Genomic DNA, 20,965 nt, shown 5'->3' on the forward strand with positions numbered 1-20,965 from the left:
GAGGTGACCGATGTCCAACTCTTCCACCGTCAGCGCGTTGGTGCACACCCTGCGCCATGAAGCCGAAGGCATCATCAGCGTCGAGCTGCGCCCGTGGGGCGATACCGTGTTCGCGCCGTTCGAGGCCGGCTCGCACATCGACCTGCACCTGCCCAACGGCCTGGTGCGCAGCTACTCGCTGCTGAACGCGCCCAGCGACCAGGGCCGCTATGTGGTCGGCATCCTGCGGGACCGCGCCAGCCGTGGGGGCTCGCGCTACGTGCACGAGCAACTGCGGGTGGGCACGCAGCTGCAGATCTCGCAGCCGCGCAACAACTTCGCCCTGGACACACGCGCCAGCCACAGCGTACTGGTGGCCGGCGGTATCGGCATCACGCCGATCTACTGCATGTTCCGCCAGCTGCTGGCGCTGGGGCGCTCGGCCGAGCTGATCTACTGCGCCCGCTCGCGCGCCGAGGCTGCGTTGCTGGAGGAGATCGGCGGGCTGGGGGCGAAGGTGGTCTACCACTTCAACGACGAAAAGGGCTGCCTCCCGGACTTGGCCGGCTATCTGGCCGGGCGGCCTGCCGATACGCACTTCTATTGCTGTGGGCCGACGCCGATGCTCGATGCCTTCGAACAGACTTGCGAACGCTTAGGCTACCCGCATGCGCATATCGAGCGGTTTACCGCTGCTGAAGTGGCACCGTCGGAAGATGCCCTGGGTAGCTATAGCGTCGAGTTGAGCAAAACGGGCAAGACGGTCAGCGTCGAGCCTGGGTTGAACCTGCTCGATGTGCTGCTTGAGGCCGGTTGTGACATCGACTACAGCTGCCGCGAAGGGGTCTGCGGCTCGTGCGAAACACGGGTACTGGAAGGCGATGTCGACCACCGCGACGGCGTGCTGAGCAAGGCTGAGCGCGCGGCGAACAAATCGATGATGGTGTGTGTATCGGGCTGCAAGAGCCGGCGCCTGGTGCTCGACCTTTGAATCGGTGTCGCCTTCTTCGCGGCTAAAGCCGCTCCCACAACTTCAATCCAGCGCGGTAACTGTGGGAGCGGCTTCAGCCGCGAAGAGGCCGGCACTGACACCCCAAGATTAAAACAATAACAACCACCCCAGTTTTCCGCGTTCAGCCAGCCGACTTCCGAAACATTCCTTGATGGGATGACGGCCCGCTGCTGCCCGCGAAAACTCCCCAACCTTGCAGGGCACAACATGAACAGGTACCTGATCACCCTCGGTCTGCTCGTCTCCAGTTGCACCAGCGTCGCCTCCGAACCCGGCCCCGCCGCCCCGGACCAGCCACCCACCGCGAAAAAGCCCTTCCCGCACTTCGCCTGGCGCAGCGACGACGGCCAGAGCAGCCTGGACATCGGCGGTGCCCTGCGCGTCAACTACCGCGACGAACACTGGGACACCACCGAAAACAACGGCCGCTTGCTCTTCGACACCTTCCGCCTGGACGTGCAGGCCAGCCACCGCCAGCTGTTCAGCGATGTCGGTTACTGGTTCCAGGACGACGGCAAACGCTCCATCGACCGCGGCTACATCGGCTACCGCTTCAGCCCGCAGGCCAACCTGCAACTCGGCGCGCCGTTCAAGCCGTTCGGGCTGGAACCCTATCCGCAGTTCGGCTGGAGCTATCACATCCCGTTCTTCATGGGTTACGGCGTCAGTGCAGGCTCGGGGCTGAAGTACAGTTACAAGGACGCACAGTGGGACCTGCAACTGGGCTACTTCCCCCGCATGTTGCCATCGAGCCTGCGCTATTCACCGGAGGTCGGGCGCTACGCCGACCTCGACGATAACGCCGTGCCCTTCACCCAATCACGCCAAGACAATGAGAAACGCAACCAGGTCAACGCCCGCGTCGCCCGCACCTTCACTGGCGATGGCTGGAAGAGCGAGCTGGGCGCTTCGCTGGCCGCCGCCGAACTGTACAACGCCACCACCCGTGACGACGGCGACTACTGGGCAGGCGGTGTGCACGCCCTGTTCAACAAAGGCCCGTGGACAGTGACGGGCCAGGCCATCCGTTACGAATACGACCCGAAAAACCCGGCCGGCGTCAGCGACAACGCGGTGCTGATGGGCGGCAACGGCCTGACACCGGCCTACTTGATCGCCGCCAAGGCGACCATCGCCGCAGTCAACGTTGGCTATGACGTGTTCACTCCCAAGCTTGGGCAGTTGAAAAAGATCAAGTTCTACACCGACTACAGCCGGATGATGAAAGATGAGCATGGCTGGGACGATTCGCAGATGTTCACCGTCGGCGCGCAGTTCCTGGCCATGCCGATCATGGCCTGGGTCGACCTGACCTGGGCGCGCAATGCCAACCCCTTTGGTGGGGCGGAGAATGGCACTGGCTGGACCAGTACCAGTTCGGTGGGCAGCAATGACTGGTATTACCGGACCAATATCAACATCGGGTATTACTTCTAAGCCTTGTGGGGCCGGTACAGACAACACACGCAAAGCGGATTACCATAACCGGCCCCCACGACATAAAACGCCCCATGTCCTCCGACTACAAGATCGTGCTCTGGCGCCTGGAGCAGGATGCCCAAGGCTATCCACCAGCGTCGGTCGAAGGCCTCTGGGCAAAGCCCACCGCAGCCGGCTACCAGGTCGACAGCGTTCCCTTCTATGCCTACGGCATCGCACCCGGCGACATCATCAGCATCACTGAAGATGGCGAGCAATCCTGGTTCGACTGCCTACAACAAAGCGGCGGCGCTTCGGTGTTCCGGATTGTTGTGAAAGTCGCAGGCGACCTGGAGCAGGTACGCGCCGCACTCGAAGATTTCGGCTGCCCCTGCCAAGTCGAGAAGGCCGTAAGAATGCTGGCCGTCGAGGTCCCGCCTTCGCGTTCCCTCGACACCCTGCTCTACTACCTGCTGACCCAGCGCGAAGCCGGCACTCTGGACTTCGAGGAAGGCGTGCTGCGCCACGCCATCCCCGAAGAATTCCGCTAAGGGCCTACGCTTCAGCCAAGCGTGCCGCGGGCTTGCGGAACACGAACAGCAAGCCGACCACGATCAACCCCATGCCCAGCAGGCTGAGCGGTGCCAGGCGGTTACCGAAGATCAGGAAATCCATCACCGCAGTCACCGCCGGCACCAGGTAGAACAGGCTGGTGACGTTGACCAGGTTGCCTTTGGCGATCAGTCGATACAGCAGCAAGGTCGCCAGCAAGGACACCACCAGCCCCATCCACAGCAGCGCGCTGATGAAGCTGGCGTTCCATTCGACGTGCATCGATTGCAACGGCGCGAACACCGCGCACATGGCAAACCCCGCCAAATACTGCAGCGGCAGTGTGCCCATTGGATTGTCGGTGATGCGCTTCTGCAGAATCGAGCCGAAGGTCATGCTGGCCAGCGCCAACAAGGCAAACAGCATCCCCGCCAGCGATACGCCACCCAGATTGATGCTCTGGTAGACCACCATCACCAGCCCGCCAAGCCCAAGGCTCAGGCCGAAAAAACGACTCCAGGAACGCTGGCGCTCCATCAGCACGACGGTGAGGATCGGTTGCACGCCCATTACCGTGGCCATCACGCCAGGGGTGACATGTGTATTGAGCGCCAGCAGGTAGAAGATCTGGTAGGCGCCGAGCAGCACGCAACCGGTGCCCAGGGCGCGCAATATCGCACCCCGGGTACGTGGCCAGCGCAGGCCCAAAAGCGGGCCGATCAGCAGCAGCCCGGTCAGTGCCAGCGCGGAGCGCAACAGCAGAAAGGCGAAGGGGCTGGCATGGGCCAGGCCGAGTTTGGAAACGATGGCGCCGCTGCTCCAGAGCAGGACGAACAGGCTGGTAGTGGCCGCCGAGGCCACGGAGGTTTTGGAAAAGACAGACATGCATGCACCTGTATTCGGGCAGATAAGCCGAACGGTGGGCGTGAACTTCAGTAGAGGAAGTAGCCGACCGTGTTCAGTAGGTTGCGTGTACGACCACGCAAGGAGGCGGAGCTACGCCGCCTACGACACCACTGACAGGTGGAGGGTAATGACTGATCATGGCCGGCTGCTGACTGCCACGCACGACCGTGCCCGCGACTGGCGCGAAGGCAAAGCATGTGGTGGAAGGGATGGCTGGCATGATCGGGGGCTTTTGAAGAAGTGAATGGTCTGGACTATAGCGGTGGATTCTTCGCGGGGCAAGCCCGCTCCCACAGGGGGTGTGGTGATCCCTGTGGGAGCGGGCTTGCCCCGCGAAGAGGCCGGTCAGAACAACCAGTGATAAAGCAGGTAAGCCACCACCACCGCCAGCACCGGCCGCAAGATGCGGTAGGCCTTGGGATTGGCGCGCTTGAACTGCTTCACGCGGGTGCTGATCTTGTTGCTGAAGCGCTTGCTCCAGGCATACGCCTGGTTGATCCCGCCCACGCGCTCGTCGTCGGTATTCTGCGGCGCGGTGGCGCGGCCGAGGAAGGCGCTGACCTTGCGGTTGATGCGGGTCATCAGCGGGCTGCTCAGCGGGCGCTCGATGTCGCAGAACAGGATCACCCGGGTGACGTCGGTTTCGTTTTTCACCCAGTGCACGTAGGTCTCGTCGAACATCACGTCTTCGCCATCACGCCAGGCGTAGACCTGGCCGTCGACGTAGATGCGGCAGTCGTCGGAGTTCGGCGTCGACAGCCCCAGGTGATAGCGCAGCGAGCCGGCGAACGGGTCGCGGTGCGGGTTCAGGTGGCTGCCACCGGGCAGCAGGGCGAACATCGCACCCTTGACGTTGGGGATGCTGCTGACCAGCTCGACGGTCTTCGGGCACAGCGTCTCGGCCGATGGCAGCGGTTTGTCGTACCACTTCAGGTAAAAGCGCTTCCAGCCCTTCTTGAAGAACGAACCGAAGCCCGCGTCGTTGTCTTTCTCGGCGGCGCGGATGTACCCCTCGTCGAACAGGCGCATGGCCTCTTCGCGAATCACCTGCCAGTTGTCCTTGAGCACATCCAGCTCAGGGAAGCGCTGACGGTCCAGGTAGGGCTTGGACGGCACGCCGGAGAACAGGTACATCAGGCTGTTATAGGGTGCGAACAGCGCCGAATGGTTGACGAACTGGCGCAGCACCGGCAGGCGTGCCTTGCCGCGCAGATGCACGTACAGCACGCTGCCGAAAAACACCAGCAGGACACCCGCCTTGGCGACAAAGGAAAAGGTCATGCAACACTCCTTGGAATGAAAGCAGGCCAGCGCTGCCTGCCCCCAGAAAAATCATCCGGCCATCATAAACCCATCCCGCCCCGGTACAAACCACCGGGGCGGGATCTCACTCATGAAGATTTTGCAATGAATGACGCCCCCGAGTGTTGCGCCGGATCAGCGCCAAGGCTGATTACTGCTGGTTTTCCTGCTCACTGAACAGGTCGCTGAAGAGCATGCTCGACAGGTAGCGCTCGCCCGAGTCGGGCAGGATTACGACGATGGTCTTACCCTGCATTTCAGGTTTTTCCGCCAGGCGCACCGCTGCCGCCATCGCCGCGCCACAGGAAATACCGCAGAGAATGCCCTCCTCCTGCATCAGGCGAATGGCCATTGCCTTGGATTCGTCGTCGGTCACGGTCTCAACCTGGTCGACGATCGACAGGTCGAGGTTCTTCGGCACGAAGCCGGCGCCGATGCCCTGGATCTTGTGCGGGCTGGGTTTGAGCTCTTCGCCCGCCAGGGTCTGGCTGATCAGCGGCGAGGACACCGGCTCCACCGCCACCGAGAGAATCGACTTGCCCTGGGTGTGCTTGATGTAGCGCGATACACCGGTGATGGTGCCGCCAGTGCCGACGCCAGCGACCAGCACGTCGACCGCGCCGTCGGTATCGTTCCAGATCTCCGGACCGGTGGTCTTTTCATGGATGGCCGGGTTGGCCGGGTTTTCGAACTGGCCCGGCAGGAAGTATTGCGCAGGGTCGGAGGCGACAATCTCGTTGGCCTTCTCGATCGCACCTTTCATGCCCTTGGCAGGGTCGGTCAGCACCAGCTCGGCACCCAGGGCCTTGAGCACCTTGCGTCGCTCCAGGCTCATCGACGCCGGCATGGTCAGCATCAGCTTGTAGCCACGGGCGGCGGCGACGAAGGCCAGGCCGATACCGGTGTTGCCCGAAGTGGGCTCGACGATGGTCATGCCGGGCTTGAGCTTGCCGCTGCTTTCGGCGTCCCAGATCATGTTCGCGCCGATCCGGCACTTGACCGAGTAGCCCGGGTTGCGTCCCTCGATCTTGGCCAGGATGGTCACGCCTCGCGGGGCGATGCGGTTGATCTGTACCAGCGGCGTATTGCCGATGGAATGGGCGTTGTCTGCGTAGATACGGCTCATGGCAGGGTCCTTGGCATGAAATAGCAGGGAAAGACTTAAAGGGTAAGCCTGCCCCGAAGGCCCGTAAAGCCCGTTCGAACTCGCCCGGGCGGCCTGCGGTCAACCGCACAACCCGCCTAGGAGAACACCGCGATGAAAGCCCGCTACCGCTGGCCGCTGGTCGGCCTGGCCAGCCTGGTCGTGCTGCTGGTGGCCCTGCACCTGGCGCTGCCGTACCTGGTGCGCGACTACCTCAACGACAAGCTGGCGAACATGGGCGAATACCGTGGCCAGGTGACGGATGTGGACCTGGCCTGGTGGCGCGGCGCCTACCAGATCAACGGGCTGAAGATCGTCAAGACCACCGGCAAGGTGCCGGTGCCGTTGCTCGACGCGCCGCTGATCGACCTGTCGGTGAGCTGGCATTCACTGTGGTACGACCAGGCTGTGGTGGCTGAAGTGACCTTCGTGCGCCCCGAGCTCAACTTCGTCGACGGCGGCAGCAAGCAGGCCTCGCAGACCGGCCGCGGCACCGACTGGCGCCAGCAATTGGAAAAGTTGCTGCCGATCACCCTCAACGAAGTCCGTATCGACAACGGCACACTGACCTTCCGCAACTTCAACTCCAAGCCGCCGGTCGACCTCAAGGCCACCCGCCTGGACGCCAACATCCGCAACCTGACCAACGTGCGCGACGAAAAAGGCCGGCGCGACGCCAGCTTCGACGCCAACGCCCTGCTGCTGGGCGATGCCAAGGTCGAGAGCCGCGCCACCTTCGACCCGTTCAGCGACTTCGACGACTTCCAGTTCCGCCTGCGCGCCACAGGCATCGAACTGCGCCGACTCAACGATTTCGCCAGTGCCTATGGCAAGTTCGATTTCAATGCCGGCCACGGCGATGTGGTGATCGAAGCGCAGGCTGAAAAAGGCCGGCTCAATGGCTATATCAAGCCGCTGCTGCGCGATGTCGACGTGTTCAACTGGCAGCAGGACGTCGAGAACAAGAACAAGGGATTCTTCCGTTCGGTGTGGGAGGCCTTGGTAGGGGCCAGTGAAACGGTGCTGAAAAACCAGCCGAAAAACCAGTTCGCCACCCGCGTGGAGCTCAGCGGCAGCGTGCACCAGCAGGACATCAGCGCCTTCGAGGCGTTCCTGCAGATTTTGCGCAATGGCTTTGTTCAGGCGTTCAATGCACGGTACGAGCAGCCCAAGCCTGATGCGGACTGAATGTGCGTGACGGGCCATTCAGGGACTGAATACCCGGTCTGCGTTTGCAGCTGCCTGGGGCCGGGGTATAGTCGCTGACACACGACAACTAGGCACCCCGCAGAGGACAAATCGATGAAGTTCGAAGGCACCCGCGACTACGTCGCCACAGACGACCTGAAACTGGCGGTCAACGCGGCCATCACCCTCGAACGCCCGCTGCTCGTAAAGGGCGAGCCCGGCACCGGCAAGACCATGCTCGCCGAACAGCTCGCCGCCTCGTTCGGTGCGCGCCTTATCACCTGGCACATCAAATCCACCACCAAGGCCCACCAAGGCCTGTATGAATACGACGCGGTCAGCCGCCTGCGCGATTCGCAGCTGGGCACCGAAAAAGTCCACGACGTGCGCAACTACCTGAAAAAGGGCAAGCTCTGGGAAGCCTTCGAATCCGAAGAGCGCGTCATCCTGCTGATCGACGAAATCGACAAGGCCGACATCGAATTCCCCAACGACCTGTTGCAGGAACTCGACAAGATGGAGTTCTACGTCTACGAAATCGACGAGACCATCAAGGCCAAGCAGCGCCCGATCATCATCATCACCTCGAACAACGAGAAAGAGCTGCCCGACGCCTTCCTGCGCCGCTGCTTCTTCCACTACATCGCCTTCCCCGACCGCGCCACCTTGCAGCAGATCGTCGACGTGCACTACCCGAACATCAAGCAATCGCTGGTCAGCGAAGCGCTGGACGTGTTCTTCGATGTGCGCAAGGTGCCGGGCCTGAAGAAAAAGCCCTCCACCTCCGAACTGGTCGACTGGCTCAAGCTGCTGATGGCCGACAACATCGGCGAAGCGGTACTGCGCGAACGCGACCCGACCAAGGCCATCCCGCCCCTGGCCGGCGCCCTGGTGAAGAACGAACAGGACGTGCAGCTGCTTGAGCGCCTGGCCTTCATGAGCCGGCGCGGCAACCGCTGACAGGAGCCGGCCATGCTGCTCAACCTGTTCAACGAAATGCGCGCGGCCAAGGTGCCAGTGTCCGTGCGCGAACTGCTCGACCTGCTCAATGCCCTGCAGCAGCGCGTGGTGTTCGCCGACATGGACGAATTCTACTACCTGGCCCGGGCCATCCTGGTAAAGGACGAGCGCCATTTCGACAAGTTCGACCGGGCGTTTTCCGCCTATTTCAAAGGGCTGGAAAACCTCGATCGACACCTCGAAGCCCTGATCCCCGAAGACTGGCTACGCAAGGAATTCGAACGTTCGCTCAGCGATGAAGAACGGGCGCAGATCCAGTCGCTGGGCGGCCTGGACAAGCTCATCGAGGAGTTCAAGAAGCGCCTCGAAGAGCAGAAGGAACGCCACGCTGGCGGCAACAAATGGATCGGCACCGGCGGCACCAGCCCGTTCGGCTCGGGTGGTTTCAACCCCGAAGGCATCCGCGTCGGCGAGGCCGGCAAGCGCCAGGGCAAGGCGGTCAAAGTCTGGGACCAGCGCGAGTACAAGAACCTCGACGACCAGGTCGAGCTGGGCACCCGCAACATCAAGCTGGCCCTGCGCCGGCTGCGCAAGTTCGCCCGCGAAGGCGCCGCCGAAGAGCTGGACATCGACGGCACCATCGACCATACCGCGCGTGATGCCGGGCTGCTGAACATCCAGATGCGTCCCGAGCGGCGCAACACGGTGAAACTACTGTTGCTGTTCGACATCGGCGGCTCGATGGATGCCCACGTCAAAGTCTGCGAAGAGCTGTTCTCGGCCTGCAAGACCGAGTTCAAGCACCTGGAGTATTACTACTTCCACAACTGCGTTTACGAGTCGGTGTGGAAGAACAACCTGCGCCGCACCTCGGAGCGCTTTTCCACGTTCGACCTGCTGCACAAGTATGGCGATGACTACAAGGTGGTGTTCGTCGGTGATGCTGCGATGGCGCCCTACGAGATTACCCAGCCGGGTGGCAGCGTCGAGCACTGGAACGAAGAAGCCGGGTATGTGTGGATTCAGCGCTTCATGGAAAAATTCAAGAAGGTCATCTGGATCAACCCTTATCCGAAGCAGGCCTGGGAGTACACCGCGTCGACCCACCTGGTGCGGGATCTGATCGAAGACAAGATGTACCCGTTGACCTTGCAGGGGTTGGAGGATGGGATGCGGTATTTGTCCAAGTGACGTCGCCTGAGCCGGCCTCTTCGCGGGGCAAGCCCGCTCCCACAGGTTCGGTCGGCGGCGATCCCTGTGGGAGCGGGCTTGCCCCGCGAAGAGGCCGGTAGCCTCACCGCCAGCGGCTGAGGTAATCCCGCTGCTCCCGCCAAGCCTCATCCTGCACTACTGCCCTGAACCGCACCACCGAACCCGGCATGCACTGCGCCAGTTGCGCCAACGCCAACGGCGTCAACGCCCCCAGCCGCGGATATCCACCAATGGTCTGCCGATCATTGAGCAACACGATCGGCTGCCCATCCGGCGGTACCTGCACCGCCCCCAGCGGGATCCCTTCGGAAATCATCGGCACACCCTGATAGACCAACTGCGGCCCAAGCAAACGGATACCCATGCGGTCGGCGCGGCTGTCCAACGTCCAATCGCTGTTGAACGCCTCGAACAGGCTGATGCCGCTGAAATCGCCAATTTGCGCGCCCATCACCAGGTCGAGCGTGGGCTTTTGCGGATAAACCGGTCGCAGTGCCTCAGGTACTTCGCGCAGGGCCTGCCGTTCGCCGCTAAACGCCAGAAACTGGCCTTTACTCAAGGCAGCACCCCGGCCATCAATGCCACCGAGTTCTTCACGCACGACAGTGGCGCAGCTACCCAGCACACCCTCTCCCAGAAATCCACCCGGCGCCGCAAGATAGGCACGTACGCCCTGCTTCGGCTGCTTCAAGGTCAGCCGCTGGCCTTTGGTCAAGGCAAAACTGCGCCAAGGCGCCAAGGACTGGTCATCGAGCCGAGCATCCAGGTCGGCACCGGCAATGGCCAGCACGCAGTCTTGCTCGGCCACGACCGTGAAACCACCCAGCGCCACCTCGACCACCGGCGCACCCAGCGGATTGCCCAGCAGCCAGTTGGCCCAGTACATCGCCACCCAATCCAGCGCTCCGCCCTGGGTCACGCCCAAGTGACGCACGCCAAAACGTCCGGCGTCCTGCAGCTGGCACAAGGCGGTACTCGCCTCGATCTGCAATTGCTTCATGCCTGCGCCTCCACATCGCCGCCCAGTGCCACGAACTCGGCCCGCGAAACCGCTACGAAGCGCACCCGGTCGCCTGGTTGCAGCAAGCTGTAACCCTCACGCTCGCGGTCGAACAGGCGCACCGGGGTACGCCCGATCAGGTTCCAGCCGCCCGGCGAGACCGCTGGATAGGCGGCTGTCTGGCGCTCGGCGATGCCCACGCTGCCGGCCGCAACGCGCTTGCGTGGCGTGCTCAGGCGCGGCGATGCCAGTCGTTCGTCCACCAACCCCATGAAGCCGAAGCCGGGTGCGAAGCCCAGGGCGAACACCGGGTAGTCGCGCGCGCTGTGCAGTCGGATCACCTCTTCCTCGCTCAGACCGCTGCGCGCAGCCAGCACGGGCAGTTCAGGGCCGACACTGGCGTCGTACCACACGGCGATTTCATGCAGGCGACCACCGCTGCCGGTGTCGGGCTGCAATCCCTCCAATGCCTGGGCGATCAGCGCCCTCGCCTGCCCTGGCGGCATGTCGAACTGCACCATCAGCGTGGTGTAGGACGGCACCAGGTCCACCAACCGCTCGCCGAACGCGGCGCTCAGGCGCTGGCTGGCGGCGAGCATCCACGGCATGTTGGCCTCATCGATGGTGTCGAACAGGCGCACCATCAGGCTGTCGATGGCGACTACCTCGATGCGGATTTTCATGCGGGCTCCAGTGCATCGAGGGCCTGCCGAATCTGCCGTACCGCCGCTACCGAGCTGTCGTTGTCGCCGTGCACACACAGGGTGCTGGCTTGCAGGCGCAGCGCGCTACCGTCGTCCGCCACCAGCGTTTCACCCTTGGCCAGGCGCAATGCCTGTTCGACCACCAGGGCCGAGTCGTGGTGCACTGCACCGGGCAGGCGCCTCGACACCAGGTGACCGCTGGCGGTGTAAGCGCGGTCGGCGAAGGCTTCGAACCTCAGCGGCACGCCGATTTCATCACCCAGGGCCTGGGCTGCGCTGTTGTCCGCAGTGGCCATCAGCATCAGCGGTAAATCGCTGCCATAAGCCGCCACGGCTTCGAGCACGGTACGCAACTTCAGCGGGTCGGCCATCATGTCGTTGTACAGCGCGCCATGGGGTTTGACGTAGGCCACGCGGCCGCCAAGCACCTTGCAGATGCCGTCCAGCGCACCAATCTGGTAGTGCAGTAGATCGCGAATCTCTTCGCTGCTGCAGGCCATGGAGCGGCGGCCGAAGCCGACCAGGTCCGGGTAGGCCGGGTGGGCACCGATGGTCACCCCGTGCTGCAGCGCCAGCGCCACGGTGCGGCGCATGATGCTGGGGTCGCCGGCATGGTAGCCGCAGGCGATATTGGCGCAGTCGATGTAAGGCATCACCTCGGCATCCAGGCCCATGCGCCAGCTGCCGAAACTTTCGCCCATGTCGCAATTGAGTAGCAGGCGGTTCACCTGGCGTGCTCCTGTGTCGATGTTCATGTGCCTACCTTAGCGCGCCTGAAGATGTTTGCCGCGGGTTTCCGGCAGGCTCAAGGCCGCCAGGATCACCACGCCATACGAGACGGCGGCAAACCCGCCAATGCTCAGGCCCAGCGGAATACTCTGGCCGAGCAGGCCGATCAGCAAGGGGAACATCGCCGCGAAGATCTTGCCGATGTTGTAGCAGAAGCCCTGTCCCGATCCTCGAATGCGGGTGGGGAACAGCTCGGTAAGGAAAGCCCCCATGCCGCTGAAAATACCCGAGGCGAAGAAGCCCAGCGGGAAGCCCAGCCACAGCATCACGCCGTCGCTGACCGGCATCTGCGTGTACAGCAGCACGATGATGAACGAGCCCACGGCAAACAGGATGAAGTTCTTCTTACGGCCCAGCAGGTCGGACAGGTACGCACTGACCACATAGCCGACGTAGGAGCCGACGATCACCATCGCCAGGTAGCCGCCCGTGCCCAGCACGCTCAAGCCGCGCTCGTTCTTGAGGAAAGTCGGCAGCCACGACGTGATGGCGTAGTAACCCCCCAACGCACCGGTGGTCAGCAACGAAGCGCGCACCGTGGTCCATAGCAGACCGGGGGCGAAGATCTCGTACCACTGCGCAGGCGCTTCGGCGGCTTCCACGGCCTTGGCTTGACGATACACCTCGGGGTCCTTGACCAGACGGCGGACAAAGATCACGAAAATCGCCGGCACCAGCCCCAGCAGGAACAGCGCGCGCCAGGCCTGCTCCGGCGGCAGCCACGAGAACAGCAGAGCATAGAGGATCGCTGTCAGGCCCCAGCCGATGGCCCAACCCGACTGAACCATGCCCACCGCCTTGCCACGGTCCTGGGCGCGGATCACTTCGCCGATCAGCACCGCACCAGCGGTCCATTCGCCGCCAAAGCCGAAGCCCATCAGGGTGCGGGCAATCAATAGTTGCTCGTAGTTTTGCGCGAAGCCGCACAGAAAGGTGAAGAACGCGAACCACAGCACCGTCAGCTGCAGCGTGCGCACGCGACCGATGCGGTCGGAAAGGATGCCGGCGACCCAGCCACCGACGGCCGAGGCGATCAGCGTGCTGGTGTGGATCAGCCCGGCCTCGGTGGTGCTGATGCCCCACAGCATGATCAGCGTGGGGATGACGAAGCTGAGCATCTGCGTGTCCATGCCATCCAGGCCATAGCCGATCTTGCAGCTCCAGAAGGTGCGCCGTTGCTGGGAGTCGATGTCGCGGTACCAGGCGAACGGCCCGGTCGAAGGTGGGGATTGCACCTGTTGCTGCACGCCGCTTGGGTTCATGCTTGCCTCGGCTTGTTGGTATTGTTTTATGGGCGACGTCTGGCGTCGCGGCCTGTGCGTCATGTTCAGAGCCCGCGCCAGCTGCGTCCAACGAGAAAAACCGCCGGTCTGGAACAAGAAAAACTGATCATGAACCTTCGCTTCCTCGAAACCTTCGTGTGGGTCGCCCGGCTCAAGAGCTTCCGTCTCACCGCTGAAAAACTGTTCACCACCCAGGCGTCGGTCTCCAGCCGCATCGCCGCGCTGGAGGCCGACCTTGGGGTCAAGCTGCTGCTGCGCGATTCGCGCGGCGTCAGCTTGACCCCGGAGGGCAGCAAGGTGCTGGAGTATGCCGAGCGCATGCTCGATACCGCCAAGGCCATGAAGCAGTCGCTGGACAGCGACCGGGCCAAGGTCGGGCGTATCCGTCTGGGGGTGATGGATACGGTGATCCACACCTGGATGAGCGCGCTGGTGGCCGAGCTGAGCGAGCGCTACCCGCAGGTCGAGATCGAACTGGTGGCCGATACGGCGCTAAATTTGCGCGAACAGCTGCAAAAAGGCTTTCTCGACGTGATCCTGCAGACCGACCTGCTGCGCGAGCAGTCAATCCGCAGCCTGGACCTGGCGCGCTACCCCATGGGCTGGGTGGTGGCCGCAGGTGGGGCCCAACATCGCGATTACGCCTCGCTGGCCGAGCTTGCCCGTGAGCGTATCGTCACCTTCTCGAAGAATTCGCGGCCGCATCAGGAAGTGCTCAGCCTGTTGCAGGGCGCGGGTGTCGAAACACCACGGCTGAACTGCGTGAACTCGGTGGCGGCGATTACCCGCTTGCTACGCGATGGCTTTGGCATTGGCGCGCTGCCACCGGCATTGGTGGAAGCCGAGTTGAGCCGTGGTGAGCTGGTGCTGCTGGAGGGCCTGCAGCCACCGCCGAGCCTGGAGTTGGTGGTGGCCTGGCAGACTGGCGTGGCGCTGGTGGATGAGGTGGTTGGCGTTTGCCGGCAGGTGCTGGAGCGGTATGCGCGGGATGTGGGTGGGCAGCGGATTGTGTTGGTCTGAGTGAGTGTCAGCGCCAGCTCTCTTTCACCGCCTTGCGCCGCCCACCGAGAATCACCCAGCCAATCCCCAGCAACAGGCTCTCGACCACGAATGCCAGCACGAACCCGGCGCCAACGCCCCAGCCAATCGCCTCCGGCACCAGCAGAATCTGGTAGCTATACCCCTTGAGCGTCTCTTCCCGCAGCTGCGGGTCCGGCTGCACCAGCACATGCCAGGTGGTGGTGACCCATGACCCCTGCAGCGCCTGCCACTCGTCTTCCAGTAACTGGTTGCGGATCATCAGGCTCTCGATGCTGTTGGCATCGCTGTTGAACACCGGGTCGTCACTGCTGCGGTAGTGCCGTAACAAGGCCTGCAGGTCACCCTTGAAGAAGCGCTCGGCGGTCTGCTTGAACCCGTCGAGCGCCTGACGCGATTCGAACAGGTGCGCCTCGACCCGCTGGCTGTAGTCCTTGACCAGCCCAGGCACCTGGATACCGGCCAGCAGGCCGAAGGTGAACAGCAGCAACCGCAGGTAACTTCTGAACATGCAGCGTCCTTAGCTCTGGCCCTGCGCCACGCATTCGCCGTGCCGCCACAGGCCCCATTGGCCGGGCTCGTAGCGCCGCCAGGTCTCGTTCTCGGTCAAGGCCTCGGTGGCGATCACCGTGACCACGTCATTGGGGGTGGTTTCGGTATGAAAATCGACGATCAGGTCGACATCTTTCAAGCGCGCGGCACCAAACGGCGCGCGACGGGTAATGTGTACCAGCTTGGTCGAGCAGAAGCAGAACAGCCAGTCGCCATCGCTGAGCAGGCAGTTGAATACGCCCTTGCCGCGATATTCGGCACAAGCTTCGACCAGCACTGGCAGCAGCTGTTCCACTTCCACCGGTTCCGGGAAGGCGGCTCGGATGCGGTTGAGCAGGTCGCAGAAGGCGGCTTCGCTGTCGGTGTCGCCGATCGGCCGGTAGAAGGTCGCTTCGCCCTGGAACTCGCCGAGCTGGCCGTTGTGCGCGAAGCACCAGTTGCGGCCCCACATTTCTCGGACGAACGGGTGGGTGTTGGACAGGCACACCCGGCCGACATTGGCCTGGCGAATGTGGCCGATGACCACCTCGCTCTTGATCGGGTAACGCTGCACCAGGTTGGCCACTTCCGATTCGCTGCTCGCCGCCGGGTCCTGGAACAGGCGCAGGCCGCGCCCTTCATAGAAGCCGATACCCCAGCCGTCACGGTGCGGGCCCGTTCGTCCGCCGCGCTGCATCAGGCCGGTGAAGCTGAAGACGATGTCGGTGGGGACGTTGGCGCTCATGCCCAGCAGTTCGCACATGGTGGCCTCCCGGCTTACAGACGTGGCTCGACCCGGCCACCACCAGCGGGGGCGGCAGGCGGTTGGTCATTGCGGTAACGGTCGCGACGTTCGCCGGCCAGCGGCGTGTCGACCATGACCGCCTCATCCTCGGCGGCCTGGCGCTTGACGGCGGCCTCGGCCTGTTCACGGCGCTCGCGGGCGCGTTTTTCCAGCGGCCAGCGCAACAGCACAAAGGCGAGATACAGGCCAAAGGCGATCAGGCCATACATGGCGAAGTCCGACACGGCGCGCCAGGCGTTATTACCGACCTTGAAGGCGACGTCCAGGGCGGTGATGGCCACGGCCGGGGCCATGGCGTCCTTGCCGGGGTCGACCACGGTCGGGGTCAGCAGCAGGACCGCGAGGATCACTCGCAGCGGCTCGCGCAGCCAGCGCCACATCCAGCCGGTAAGTTTGAAACCCACCCAGATGCAACCCAGGGCAGCAACGGCGTAGAGGCCCCAGGCGAGGGTATAGTCGTTCTCGGTCATGGTGTTCGTGCAAGCCAGGCAAAGAGTTGCCTATGATAAACACTTTTCCGGGCGCAGGCGCCCCCTAGCCAAGAGATCCCCGATGCCCAACGCGCTCCAGCCCCCTATCGCCCGCCAGGACCAGGCCGCCGACCCTTATGCCTGGCTGCAACAGCGCGACACCCCTGAAGTGCTCGACTACCTGCAGGCGGAAAACGCCTACCAGGAAGCCTGCCTGGCCGACCAGGCGCCGCTGCGCGAGCAGCTGTTCGAAGAGATCAAGGGCCGTATCCTCGAAACCGACCTGTCGCTGCCATCGCCCTGGGGGCCATATCTGTATTACACCCGCACCACTGCGGGCGACGAGTACCCGCGCCACTATCGCTGCCCTCGCCCGGCGGACGATTCCAACACGGTGGATGAAAGCCAGGAACAGCTGCTGCTCGACCCCAACGCCCTGGCCAACGGCGGCTTTCTGGCCCTGGGTGCGTTCAACATCAGCCCCGACCACCGCCTGCTGGCCTACAGCCTCGACACCAGCGGCGACGAAATCTACACCCTGTACGTCAAGGACCTGGCCAGCGGCAACGTCACCACCCTGCCCTTCGACGACTGCGACGGCAGCCTGACCTGGGCCAACGACAGCCAGACGCTGTTCTTCGCCGAACTGGATGACACTCACCGGCCCTGGCGCTTGCGCCGCCATACCCTGGGCGAAGCCGACGCGCACACGGTGTTCGAGGAGGCCGATGGCCGCTTCTTCCTGCACTGCTATCGCTCCAGCTCGGAAAAGCAGCTGGTGCTGCTGCTCAACAGCAAGACCACCAGCGAAGCCTGGGTGCTGGACGCCGAAACGCCGCAAGCTGACTTCACCTGCCTGGCGCCGCGTGTCGAAGGCCACGAATACTTCCCCGACCACGGCCAGCTCGATGGCCAGTGGCGCTGGTTCATCCGCAGCAACCAGGACGGCATCAACTTCGCGCTGTACCAAACCCCGGCAGATCACGTGCCAACACGCGAGCAGTGGCAAGTGCTGGTGCCGCACCGCGACGACATCATGCTCGAAGGCCTCAGCCTGAATGCCGGCGCCCTCACCTTGAGCCTGCGCGAAGGCGGCCTGCCGATCATCGAGGTGCGCCCGCAAGGCCTGCCGGCCTACCGCGTCGAACTGCCGGACGCCGCCTACAGCCTGTACGTGCAGGACAGCCTGGAGTTCGCCAGCAGCCGCGTGCGCCTGCGCTACGAAGCGCTCAACCGGCCCGCCCAGGTGCGTCAGCTGGACCTGGCCAGCGGCGTGCAGGTGGTGCTCAAGCAAACCCCGGTACTGGGCGAGTTCGATGCCGACGATTATGTCAGCGAGCGCCTGTGGGCCACCGCTGCGGACGGTACCCAGGTGCCGATCAGCCTGGTACGCCGCAAGCAGGACCTGGGCAAGACCGTCCCCCTCTACCTGTACGGCTACGGCGCCTACGGCGAAAGCCTCGACCCGTGGTTCTCGCACGCCCGCCTGAGCCTGCTGCAACGCGGCGTGGGCTTTGCCATCGCCCATGTGCGCGGCGGCGGTGAGCTGGGTGAAGCCTGGTACCGCGCCGGTAAACAGGAACACAAGCACAACACCTTCAGCGACTTCATCGCTGGTGCCGAGCATCTGATCGCCCAAGGCGTGACGGCCTCCGACCGCCTGGCCATCAGCGGCGGCAGCGCGGGCGGGCTGCTGATGGGCGCGGTGCTCAACCTGCGCCCTGAGCTGTTCCGCTGCGCGATCGCCGAGGTGCCGTTCGTCGATGTGCTCAACACCATGCTCGACCCGGAACTGCCGCTGACCGTCACCGAGTACGACGAATGGGGCAACCCGCAAGAACCCGAGGTGTACGAGCGGATCAAGGCCTACGCGCCGTATGAAAACGTCAGCGCCCAGCCTTACCCGGCCATGCTGGTGGTGGCTGGTTACAACGACAGCCGCGTGCAGTACTGGGAAGCGGCCAAATGGGTGGCGCGCCTGCGCACGCGTAAGACCGACAGCAACCTGCTGCTGCTCAAGACCGAAATGGGCGCGGGGCATGGTGGGATGAGCGGGCGGTATCAGGGGCTGCGGGATGTGGCGTTGGAATATGCGTTCGTGTTTGCTGAGCTGGGCGTGGTGTAAAACGCGTTTTTTGTTGTCTTAGTGGTCTCGCTTCATTAGCAAAGACCACCTCTGCCCCCGTGGGAGCGGCTTCAGCCGCGAACACCGGCGAAGCCGGTGCCATCCACCGAGTCGCTGGCTTCGCGGCTAAAGCCGCTCCCACAACGGGATGGGGTGTTCAACAGATACCGGACAACACGAAGAACAACACATGCCCGACCCGACCCACCTCAGCGCCGAAATCCGCGACATGCTCATGGACTGCGGCCTGTTCGACACCTTCCAGCCCAGCGACTGCCTCACCGCCGCCGGTTACTTCAGCCTTACCACCATGGATCAAGGCGAAACCATCTTCAACGAAGGCGACGCCGGCACGTTCATGTGCATCCTCCACCGAGGCGTCGTTTCCGTCCGCAAGCTCGATGGCGATGGCAATCAAGTCGAAATCGCCACCCTGCGCAGTGGCCGCGCCTTCGGGGAAATGGCCGTGCTCGACGGTGAGCGCCGCTCGGCAACCTGCGTCGCCGCCAGCGACTGTCAGCTGCTGACCCTGGGCAAGGACTCACTGGAGAAGATGCTCAACGAAGCGCCACGCATCGCCGCGCGGATCATCCGCGCACTGGCGGTGGCCCTGTCGAAGCGCCTGCGGATGCAGGACGGCCAGCGCCTGTCGCTCTAATCATCATCCCCCGCCGGCTTGGCCGGCTCCGTTCGCAACCCCGGCAACGGCTGGTCCTTCGGCGGTCCCGGCACCGGCATCGGCGGCAGTAGTGGCGCACCCGGCTGATTGTCATAGGCCTTGGGCGGCGTGCTCGGGGTGATCTGCGGATACGGCGTGGGCGTCGCGGTGCCTGGCGCGCCGGGCACCGGCGTGGTGATACGTGGCGGCGTGCCGGCGGCTTGGGCCACGGGCACGCTGGCCAGCAGCAGCGCGGTGAGGATCGCTTGTAACATCAGCCACCTCCTGTCTGAACATTCCTACAGGCTACGCCCTTATGAACCTTTTCGCCTGTCCGCCCGCCCTGCAAGCGCGCTAGACTCAATGGCATAACCGTCACCTGCCTGATCAGAACAAAGGAAACACCATGAGTTCGGCTTCCACTTCCGCCGCCACCGCCCGCCTCGACCGCATCCTCGCCGACGCCAAGCGCGACAAGGAAATGGGCTACCGCGACAAGGCCCTGAGAATGTACCCGCACGTTTGCGGGCGCTGCGCCCGTGAGTTCGCCGGCAAGCGCCTGAGCGAGCTGACCGTGCATCACCGTGACCACAACCACGACAACAATCCGCAGGATGGCTCCAACTGGGAACTGCTGTGCCTGTACTGCCACGACAACGAGCACTCGCGCTACACCGACCAACAGTACTTCAGCGAAGGCTCCACCAGCACCCCGAGCATCGCCAAGGCCACGCACAACCCATTTGCCGCCCTGGCTGGCATGCTGAAAAAAGACTGACCGTCGATACCGCCCCCGCTGCCGCCGGCGAGCCCGTATAATCGCGCTTTTTTTGCGAAGGGCCCCGGCACGTGGCAAACAAACGGTACAGCTGCATCGGCCTGTTCAACCCCAAGTCTGCGGAAAACGTCGGTTCGGTGATGCGCGCAGCGGGTTGCTACGGCGTCAACTCGGTGTTCTACACCGGCAAGCGCTATGAACGCGCGCGTGATTTCGTCACCGACACCAAGCGCGTGCACTACGACATCCCGTTGATCGGCATCGATGACCTGCAGCGCATCATCCCCCTGGGCTGCACGCCGGTTGCCGTGGAGCTGGTCGAAGGGGCGCGGCCGCTGCCTGAATACACCCACCCGGATCGTGCGATCTACATCTTCGGGCCTGAAGATGGCTCGTTAAGTGAAGAGGTGCGGGGCTGGTGCGAAGAGACCATCTACATTCCGACCGAAGGTTGCATGAACCTCGCGGCGACGGTGAATGTGGTGCTGTATGACCGCCTGGCCAAGGGCTTGAATACCCGCTCGGGGCCGAAGTTCAAGTAACAAAAAAAGCCGCCTCTGGCAAAACCAGAGGCGGCCGGGTGCTGAGCTCCGTCAGAACAGCACCGTCCTGCAATCAGCTCACGAAGCGTTGATCCAGATGGTCTTCAGCTCCGTGTACTGATCATGGGCCCAGATGGACTTGTCACGCCCACCGAACCCGGACTCTTTGTAGCCACCGAACGGCGTGGTCACATCGCCTTCGCCGAAGCAGTTGACCGTGACCACGCCCGCGCGGATTTCACGCGACAGGCGCAGCGCGTTGCGCAGGCTGCCGGTGTAGGCCGAAGCGGCCAGGCCGTAGACGGTGTCGTTGGCCAGTTCGATCGCCTCGTCGATGGTCTCGAAGCTGGTCACGCTCAGCACCGGGCCAAAGATCTCTTCGATGAACAGCTTGTTGTCGCGGCCCACGTTGTCGACGATGGTCGGCTGAATGAACACGCCCTGTTCGGCCTCGCCACCTTGAACGACGTCGAGTTTGTGCTCGGCGGCGTATTCCAGGTACGACTTGACCTTCTCGAAGTGCGATTTGCTGACCATGGCGCCCAGGCGGTTTTCCGGATCGAGCGGG

The 20,965-nt window shown here is 63.5% G+C and carries 23 protein-coding genes; 11 read left to right on the plus strand and 12 right to left on the minus strand.

What is annotated here, in order from left to right; genetic code table 11:
* Positions 1-10 precede the first annotated feature (10 nt).
* The 3 genes from ACIQUF_RS23815 to ACIQUF_RS23825 all read left to right on the plus strand — a co-directional run bounded on the left by ACIQUF_RS23815 (position 11) and on the right by ACIQUF_RS23825 (position 2,961).
* The gene (locus ACIQUF_RS23815) at positions 11-970 is read left to right on the plus strand and encodes a PDR/VanB family oxidoreductase (RefSeq protein ID WP_403136033.1); all 960 of its coding nucleotides are present in this window, start codon (positions 11-13) and stop codon (positions 968-970) included.
* A 228-nt stretch (positions 971-1,198) separates the two neighbouring features.
* On the plus strand, positions 1,199-2,428 hold the full coding sequence (locus ACIQUF_RS23820; protein WP_403136035.1) for a hypothetical protein: 1,230 nt from the start codon (positions 1,199-1,201) through the stop codon (positions 2,426-2,428).
* A 74-nt stretch (positions 2,429-2,502) separates the two neighbouring features.
* Complete coding sequence (locus tag ACIQUF_RS23825) at positions 2,503-2,961, plus strand: DUF4265 domain-containing protein (RefSeq protein WP_403136037.1); 459 nt, start codon at positions 2,503-2,505, stop codon at positions 2,959-2,961.
* 4 nt (positions 2,962-2,965) lie between these two features.
* On the opposite strand, the gene ACIQUF_RS23830 is transcribed toward ACIQUF_RS23825, so the two are convergent.
* The 3 genes from ACIQUF_RS23830 to cysK form a co-directional block, all read right to left on the minus strand.
* The gene (locus ACIQUF_RS23830; protein WP_403136039.1) at positions 2,966-3,847 is read right to left on the minus strand and encodes a DMT family transporter; all 882 of its coding nucleotides are present in this window, start codon (positions 3,845-3,847) and stop codon (positions 2,966-2,968) included.
* A 366-nt stretch (positions 3,848-4,213) separates the two neighbouring features.
* Positions 4,214-5,149, minus strand: coding sequence for an aspartyl/asparaginyl beta-hydroxylase domain-containing protein (locus tag ACIQUF_RS23835; RefSeq protein ID WP_387528766.1), 936 nt, complete (start codon positions 5,147-5,149; stop codon positions 4,214-4,216).
* Positions 5,150-5,321: 172 nt separating this feature from the next.
* Positions 5,322-6,296: a cysteine synthase A gene (gene cysK / locus ACIQUF_RS23840; protein ID WP_403136045.1), complete on the minus strand. Its 975-nt coding sequence runs from the start codon at positions 6,294-6,296 to the stop codon at positions 5,322-5,324.
* Between the two features lie 132 nt (positions 6,297-6,428).
* Here cysK and ACIQUF_RS23845 point away from each other — a divergent pair, with 132 nt between their 5' ends.
* The 3 genes from ACIQUF_RS23845 to ACIQUF_RS23855 all read left to right on the plus strand — a co-directional run bounded on the left by ACIQUF_RS23845 (position 6,429) and on the right by ACIQUF_RS23855 (position 9,653).
* The gene (locus ACIQUF_RS23845; protein WP_403136047.1) at positions 6,429-7,502 is read left to right on the plus strand and encodes a DUF748 domain-containing protein; all 1,074 of its coding nucleotides are present in this window, start codon (positions 6,429-6,431) and stop codon (positions 7,500-7,502) included.
* Positions 7,503-7,616: 114 nt separating this feature from the next.
* A complete protein-coding gene (locus ACIQUF_RS23850; RefSeq protein ID WP_403136048.1) occupies positions 7,617-8,462 on the plus strand; it encodes an AAA family ATPase in 846 nt (281 codons plus the stop codon).
* 12 nt (positions 8,463-8,474) lie between these two features.
* Complete coding sequence (locus ACIQUF_RS23855) at positions 8,475-9,653, plus strand: VWA domain-containing protein (RefSeq protein WP_403136050.1); 1,179 nt, start codon at positions 8,475-8,477, stop codon at positions 9,651-9,653.
* 103 nt (positions 9,654-9,756) lie between these two features.
* On the opposite strand, the gene ACIQUF_RS23860 is transcribed toward ACIQUF_RS23855, so the two are convergent.
* Genes ACIQUF_RS23860 through ACIQUF_RS23875 form a run of 4 tightly spaced genes read right to left on the minus strand, consistent with a single transcriptional unit; the run spans position 9,757 to position 13,429 of the window.
* Positions 9,757-10,674 carry a biotin-dependent carboxyltransferase family protein gene (locus ACIQUF_RS23860; protein WP_403136052.1) on the minus strand — a complete coding sequence of 306 codons (918 nt, stop codon included), beginning with the start codon at positions 10,672-10,674 and terminating at the stop codon, positions 9,757-9,759.
* Positions 10,671-11,357: a 5-oxoprolinase subunit PxpB gene (pxpB, locus tag ACIQUF_RS23865; protein WP_400795695.1), complete on the minus strand. Its 687-nt coding sequence runs from the start codon at positions 11,355-11,357 to the stop codon at positions 10,671-10,673. The genes ACIQUF_RS23860 and pxpB overlap by 4 nt, the downstream gene beginning before the upstream one ends.
* Positions 11,354-12,133, minus strand: a complete 780-nt coding sequence (locus ACIQUF_RS23870) for a 5-oxoprolinase subunit PxpA (RefSeq protein WP_403136053.1) — start codon at positions 12,131-12,133, stop codon at positions 11,354-11,356. Before ACIQUF_RS23870 ends, pxpB begins: the two co-directional genes overlap by 4 nt.
* A gap of 9 nt (positions 12,134-12,142) precedes the next feature.
* The gene (locus tag ACIQUF_RS23875) at positions 12,143-13,429 is read right to left on the minus strand and encodes an MFS transporter (RefSeq protein WP_403136055.1); all 1,287 of its coding nucleotides are present in this window, start codon (positions 13,427-13,429) and stop codon (positions 12,143-12,145) included.
* Positions 13,430-13,558: 129 nt separating this feature from the next.
* On the opposite strand from ACIQUF_RS23875, the gene ACIQUF_RS23880 reads away from it, so the two are divergent.
* On the plus strand, positions 13,559-14,470 hold the full coding sequence (locus ACIQUF_RS23880) for a LysR family transcriptional regulator (RefSeq protein ID WP_403136056.1): 912 nt from the start codon (positions 13,559-13,561) through the stop codon (positions 14,468-14,470).
* Between the two features lie 7 nt (positions 14,471-14,477).
* Here the strand turns inward: ACIQUF_RS23880 and ACIQUF_RS23885 are convergent, their stop codons facing one another.
* From ACIQUF_RS23885 to ACIQUF_RS23895, 3 genes are read right to left on the minus strand one after another with little or no spacing between them, the layout of a single operon-like run.
* Entirely contained in the window at positions 14,478-14,999 is a 522-nt protein-coding gene (locus tag ACIQUF_RS23885; RefSeq protein WP_400795705.1) for a DUF2937 family protein, read from the minus strand.
* 9 nt (positions 15,000-15,008) lie between these two features.
* Complete coding sequence (locus ACIQUF_RS23890) at positions 15,009-15,782, minus strand: class II glutamine amidotransferase (protein ID WP_403136058.1); 774 nt, start codon at positions 15,780-15,782, stop codon at positions 15,009-15,011.
* Between the two features lie 14 nt (positions 15,783-15,796).
* Entirely contained in the window at positions 15,797-16,294 is a 498-nt protein-coding gene (locus ACIQUF_RS23895; RefSeq protein ID WP_403136060.1) for an MFS transporter, read from the minus strand.
* A gap of 82 nt (positions 16,295-16,376) precedes the next feature.
* Here ACIQUF_RS23895 and ACIQUF_RS23900 point away from each other — a divergent pair, with 82 nt between their 5' ends.
* Both ACIQUF_RS23900 and ACIQUF_RS23905 read left to right on the plus strand, forming a co-directional pair.
* On the plus strand, positions 16,377-18,419 hold the full coding sequence (locus tag ACIQUF_RS23900; RefSeq protein ID WP_403136062.1) for a S9 family peptidase: 2,043 nt from the start codon (positions 16,377-16,379) through the stop codon (positions 18,417-18,419).
* Between the two features lie 190 nt (positions 18,420-18,609).
* Positions 18,610-19,077 (plus strand): Crp/Fnr family transcriptional regulator, encoded by a 468-nt coding sequence (locus tag ACIQUF_RS23905; RefSeq protein WP_400795717.1) that lies wholly within the window; start codon positions 18,610-18,612, stop codon positions 19,075-19,077.
* Here ACIQUF_RS23905 and ACIQUF_RS23910 read toward each other — a convergent pair.
* Complete coding sequence (locus ACIQUF_RS23910; RefSeq protein WP_403136063.1) at positions 19,074-19,352, minus strand: hypothetical protein; 279 nt, start codon at positions 19,350-19,352, stop codon at positions 19,074-19,076. The genes ACIQUF_RS23905 and ACIQUF_RS23910 overlap by 4 nt on opposite strands.
* Before the next feature lie 131 nt (positions 19,353-19,483).
* Here ACIQUF_RS23910 and ACIQUF_RS23915 point away from each other — a divergent pair, with 131 nt between their 5' ends.
* Positions 19,484-19,855, plus strand: a complete 372-nt coding sequence (locus ACIQUF_RS23915) for a YajD family HNH nuclease (RefSeq protein ID WP_176517065.1) — start codon at positions 19,484-19,486, stop codon at positions 19,853-19,855.
* Positions 19,856-19,926: 71 nt separating this feature from the next.
* Positions 19,927-20,397 carry an RNA methyltransferase gene (locus ACIQUF_RS23920; protein ID WP_012273680.1) on the plus strand — a complete coding sequence of 157 codons (471 nt, stop codon included), beginning with the start codon at positions 19,927-19,929 and terminating at the stop codon, positions 20,395-20,397.
* 78 nt (positions 20,398-20,475) lie between these two features.
* Here ACIQUF_RS23920 and ACIQUF_RS23925 read toward each other — a convergent pair.
* On the minus strand, positions 20,476-20,965 hold a 490-nt coding region (locus tag ACIQUF_RS23925), incomplete at its 5' end, for an aldehyde dehydrogenase family protein (RefSeq protein WP_403136065.1).

This window comes from Pseudomonas sp. NPDC090233 (assembly GCF_044772285.1).
In the GTDB taxonomy this organism is placed as follows: domain Bacteria; phylum Pseudomonadota; class Gammaproteobacteria; order Pseudomonadales; family Pseudomonadaceae; genus Aquipseudomonas.

Coding starts and splice junctions, on each gene's coding strand:
- ACIQUF_RS23815 (WP_403136033.1), top strand. CDS start 11: ATGTCCAACTCTTCCACCGTCAGCGCGTTGGTGCACACCCTGCGCCAT.
- ACIQUF_RS23820 (WP_403136035.1), top strand. CDS start 1,199: ATGAACAGGTACCTGATCACCCTCGGTCTGCTCGTCTCCAGTTGCACC.
- ACIQUF_RS23825 (WP_403136037.1), top strand. CDS start 2,503: ATGTCCTCCGACTACAAGATCGTGCTCTGGCGCCTGGAGCAGGATGCC.
- ACIQUF_RS23830 (WP_403136039.1), bottom strand. CDS start 3,847: ATGTCTGTCTTTTCCAAAACCTCCGTGGCCTCGGCGGCCACTACCAGC.
- ACIQUF_RS23835 (WP_387528766.1), bottom strand. CDS start 5,149: ATGACCTTTTCCTTTGTCGCCAAGGCGGGTGTCCTGCTGGTGTTTTTC.
- cysK (WP_403136045.1), bottom strand. CDS start 6,296: ATGAGCCGTATCTACGCAGACAACGCCCATTCCATCGGCAATACGCCG.
- ACIQUF_RS23845 (WP_403136047.1), top strand. CDS start 6,429: ATGAAAGCCCGCTACCGCTGGCCGCTGGTCGGCCTGGCCAGCCTGGTC.
- ACIQUF_RS23850 (WP_403136048.1), top strand. CDS start 7,617: ATGAAGTTCGAAGGCACCCGCGACTACGTCGCCACAGACGACCTGAAA.
- ACIQUF_RS23855 (WP_403136050.1), top strand. CDS start 8,475: ATGCTGCTCAACCTGTTCAACGAAATGCGCGCGGCCAAGGTGCCAGTG.
- ACIQUF_RS23860 (WP_403136052.1), bottom strand. CDS start 10,674: ATGAAGCAATTGCAGATCGAGGCGAGTACCGCCTTGTGCCAGCTGCAG.
- pxpB (WP_400795695.1), bottom strand. CDS start 11,357: ATGAAAATCCGCATCGAGGTAGTCGCCATCGACAGCCTGATGGTGCGC.
- ACIQUF_RS23870 (WP_403136053.1), bottom strand. CDS start 12,133: ATGAACATCGACACAGGAGCACGCCAGGTGAACCGCCTGCTACTCAAT.
- ACIQUF_RS23875 (WP_403136055.1), bottom strand. CDS start 13,429: ATGAACCCAAGCGGCGTGCAGCAACAGGTGCAATCCCCACCTTCGACC.
- ACIQUF_RS23880 (WP_403136056.1), top strand. CDS start 13,559: ATGAACCTTCGCTTCCTCGAAACCTTCGTGTGGGTCGCCCGGCTCAAG.
- ACIQUF_RS23885 (WP_400795705.1), bottom strand. CDS start 14,999: ATGTTCAGAAGTTACCTGCGGTTGCTGCTGTTCACCTTCGGCCTGCTG.
- ACIQUF_RS23890 (WP_403136058.1), bottom strand. CDS start 15,782: ATGTGCGAACTGCTGGGCATGAGCGCCAACGTCCCCACCGACATCGTC.
- ACIQUF_RS23895 (WP_403136060.1), bottom strand. CDS start 16,294: ATGACCGAGAACGACTATACCCTCGCCTGGGGCCTCTACGCCGTTGCT.
- ACIQUF_RS23900 (WP_403136062.1), top strand. CDS start 16,377: ATGCCCAACGCGCTCCAGCCCCCTATCGCCCGCCAGGACCAGGCCGCC.
- ACIQUF_RS23905 (WP_400795717.1), top strand. CDS start 18,610: ATGCCCGACCCGACCCACCTCAGCGCCGAAATCCGCGACATGCTCATG.
- ACIQUF_RS23910 (WP_403136063.1), bottom strand. CDS start 19,352: ATGTTACAAGCGATCCTCACCGCGCTGCTGCTGGCCAGCGTGCCCGTG.
- ACIQUF_RS23915 (WP_176517065.1), top strand. CDS start 19,484: ATGAGTTCGGCTTCCACTTCCGCCGCCACCGCCCGCCTCGACCGCATC.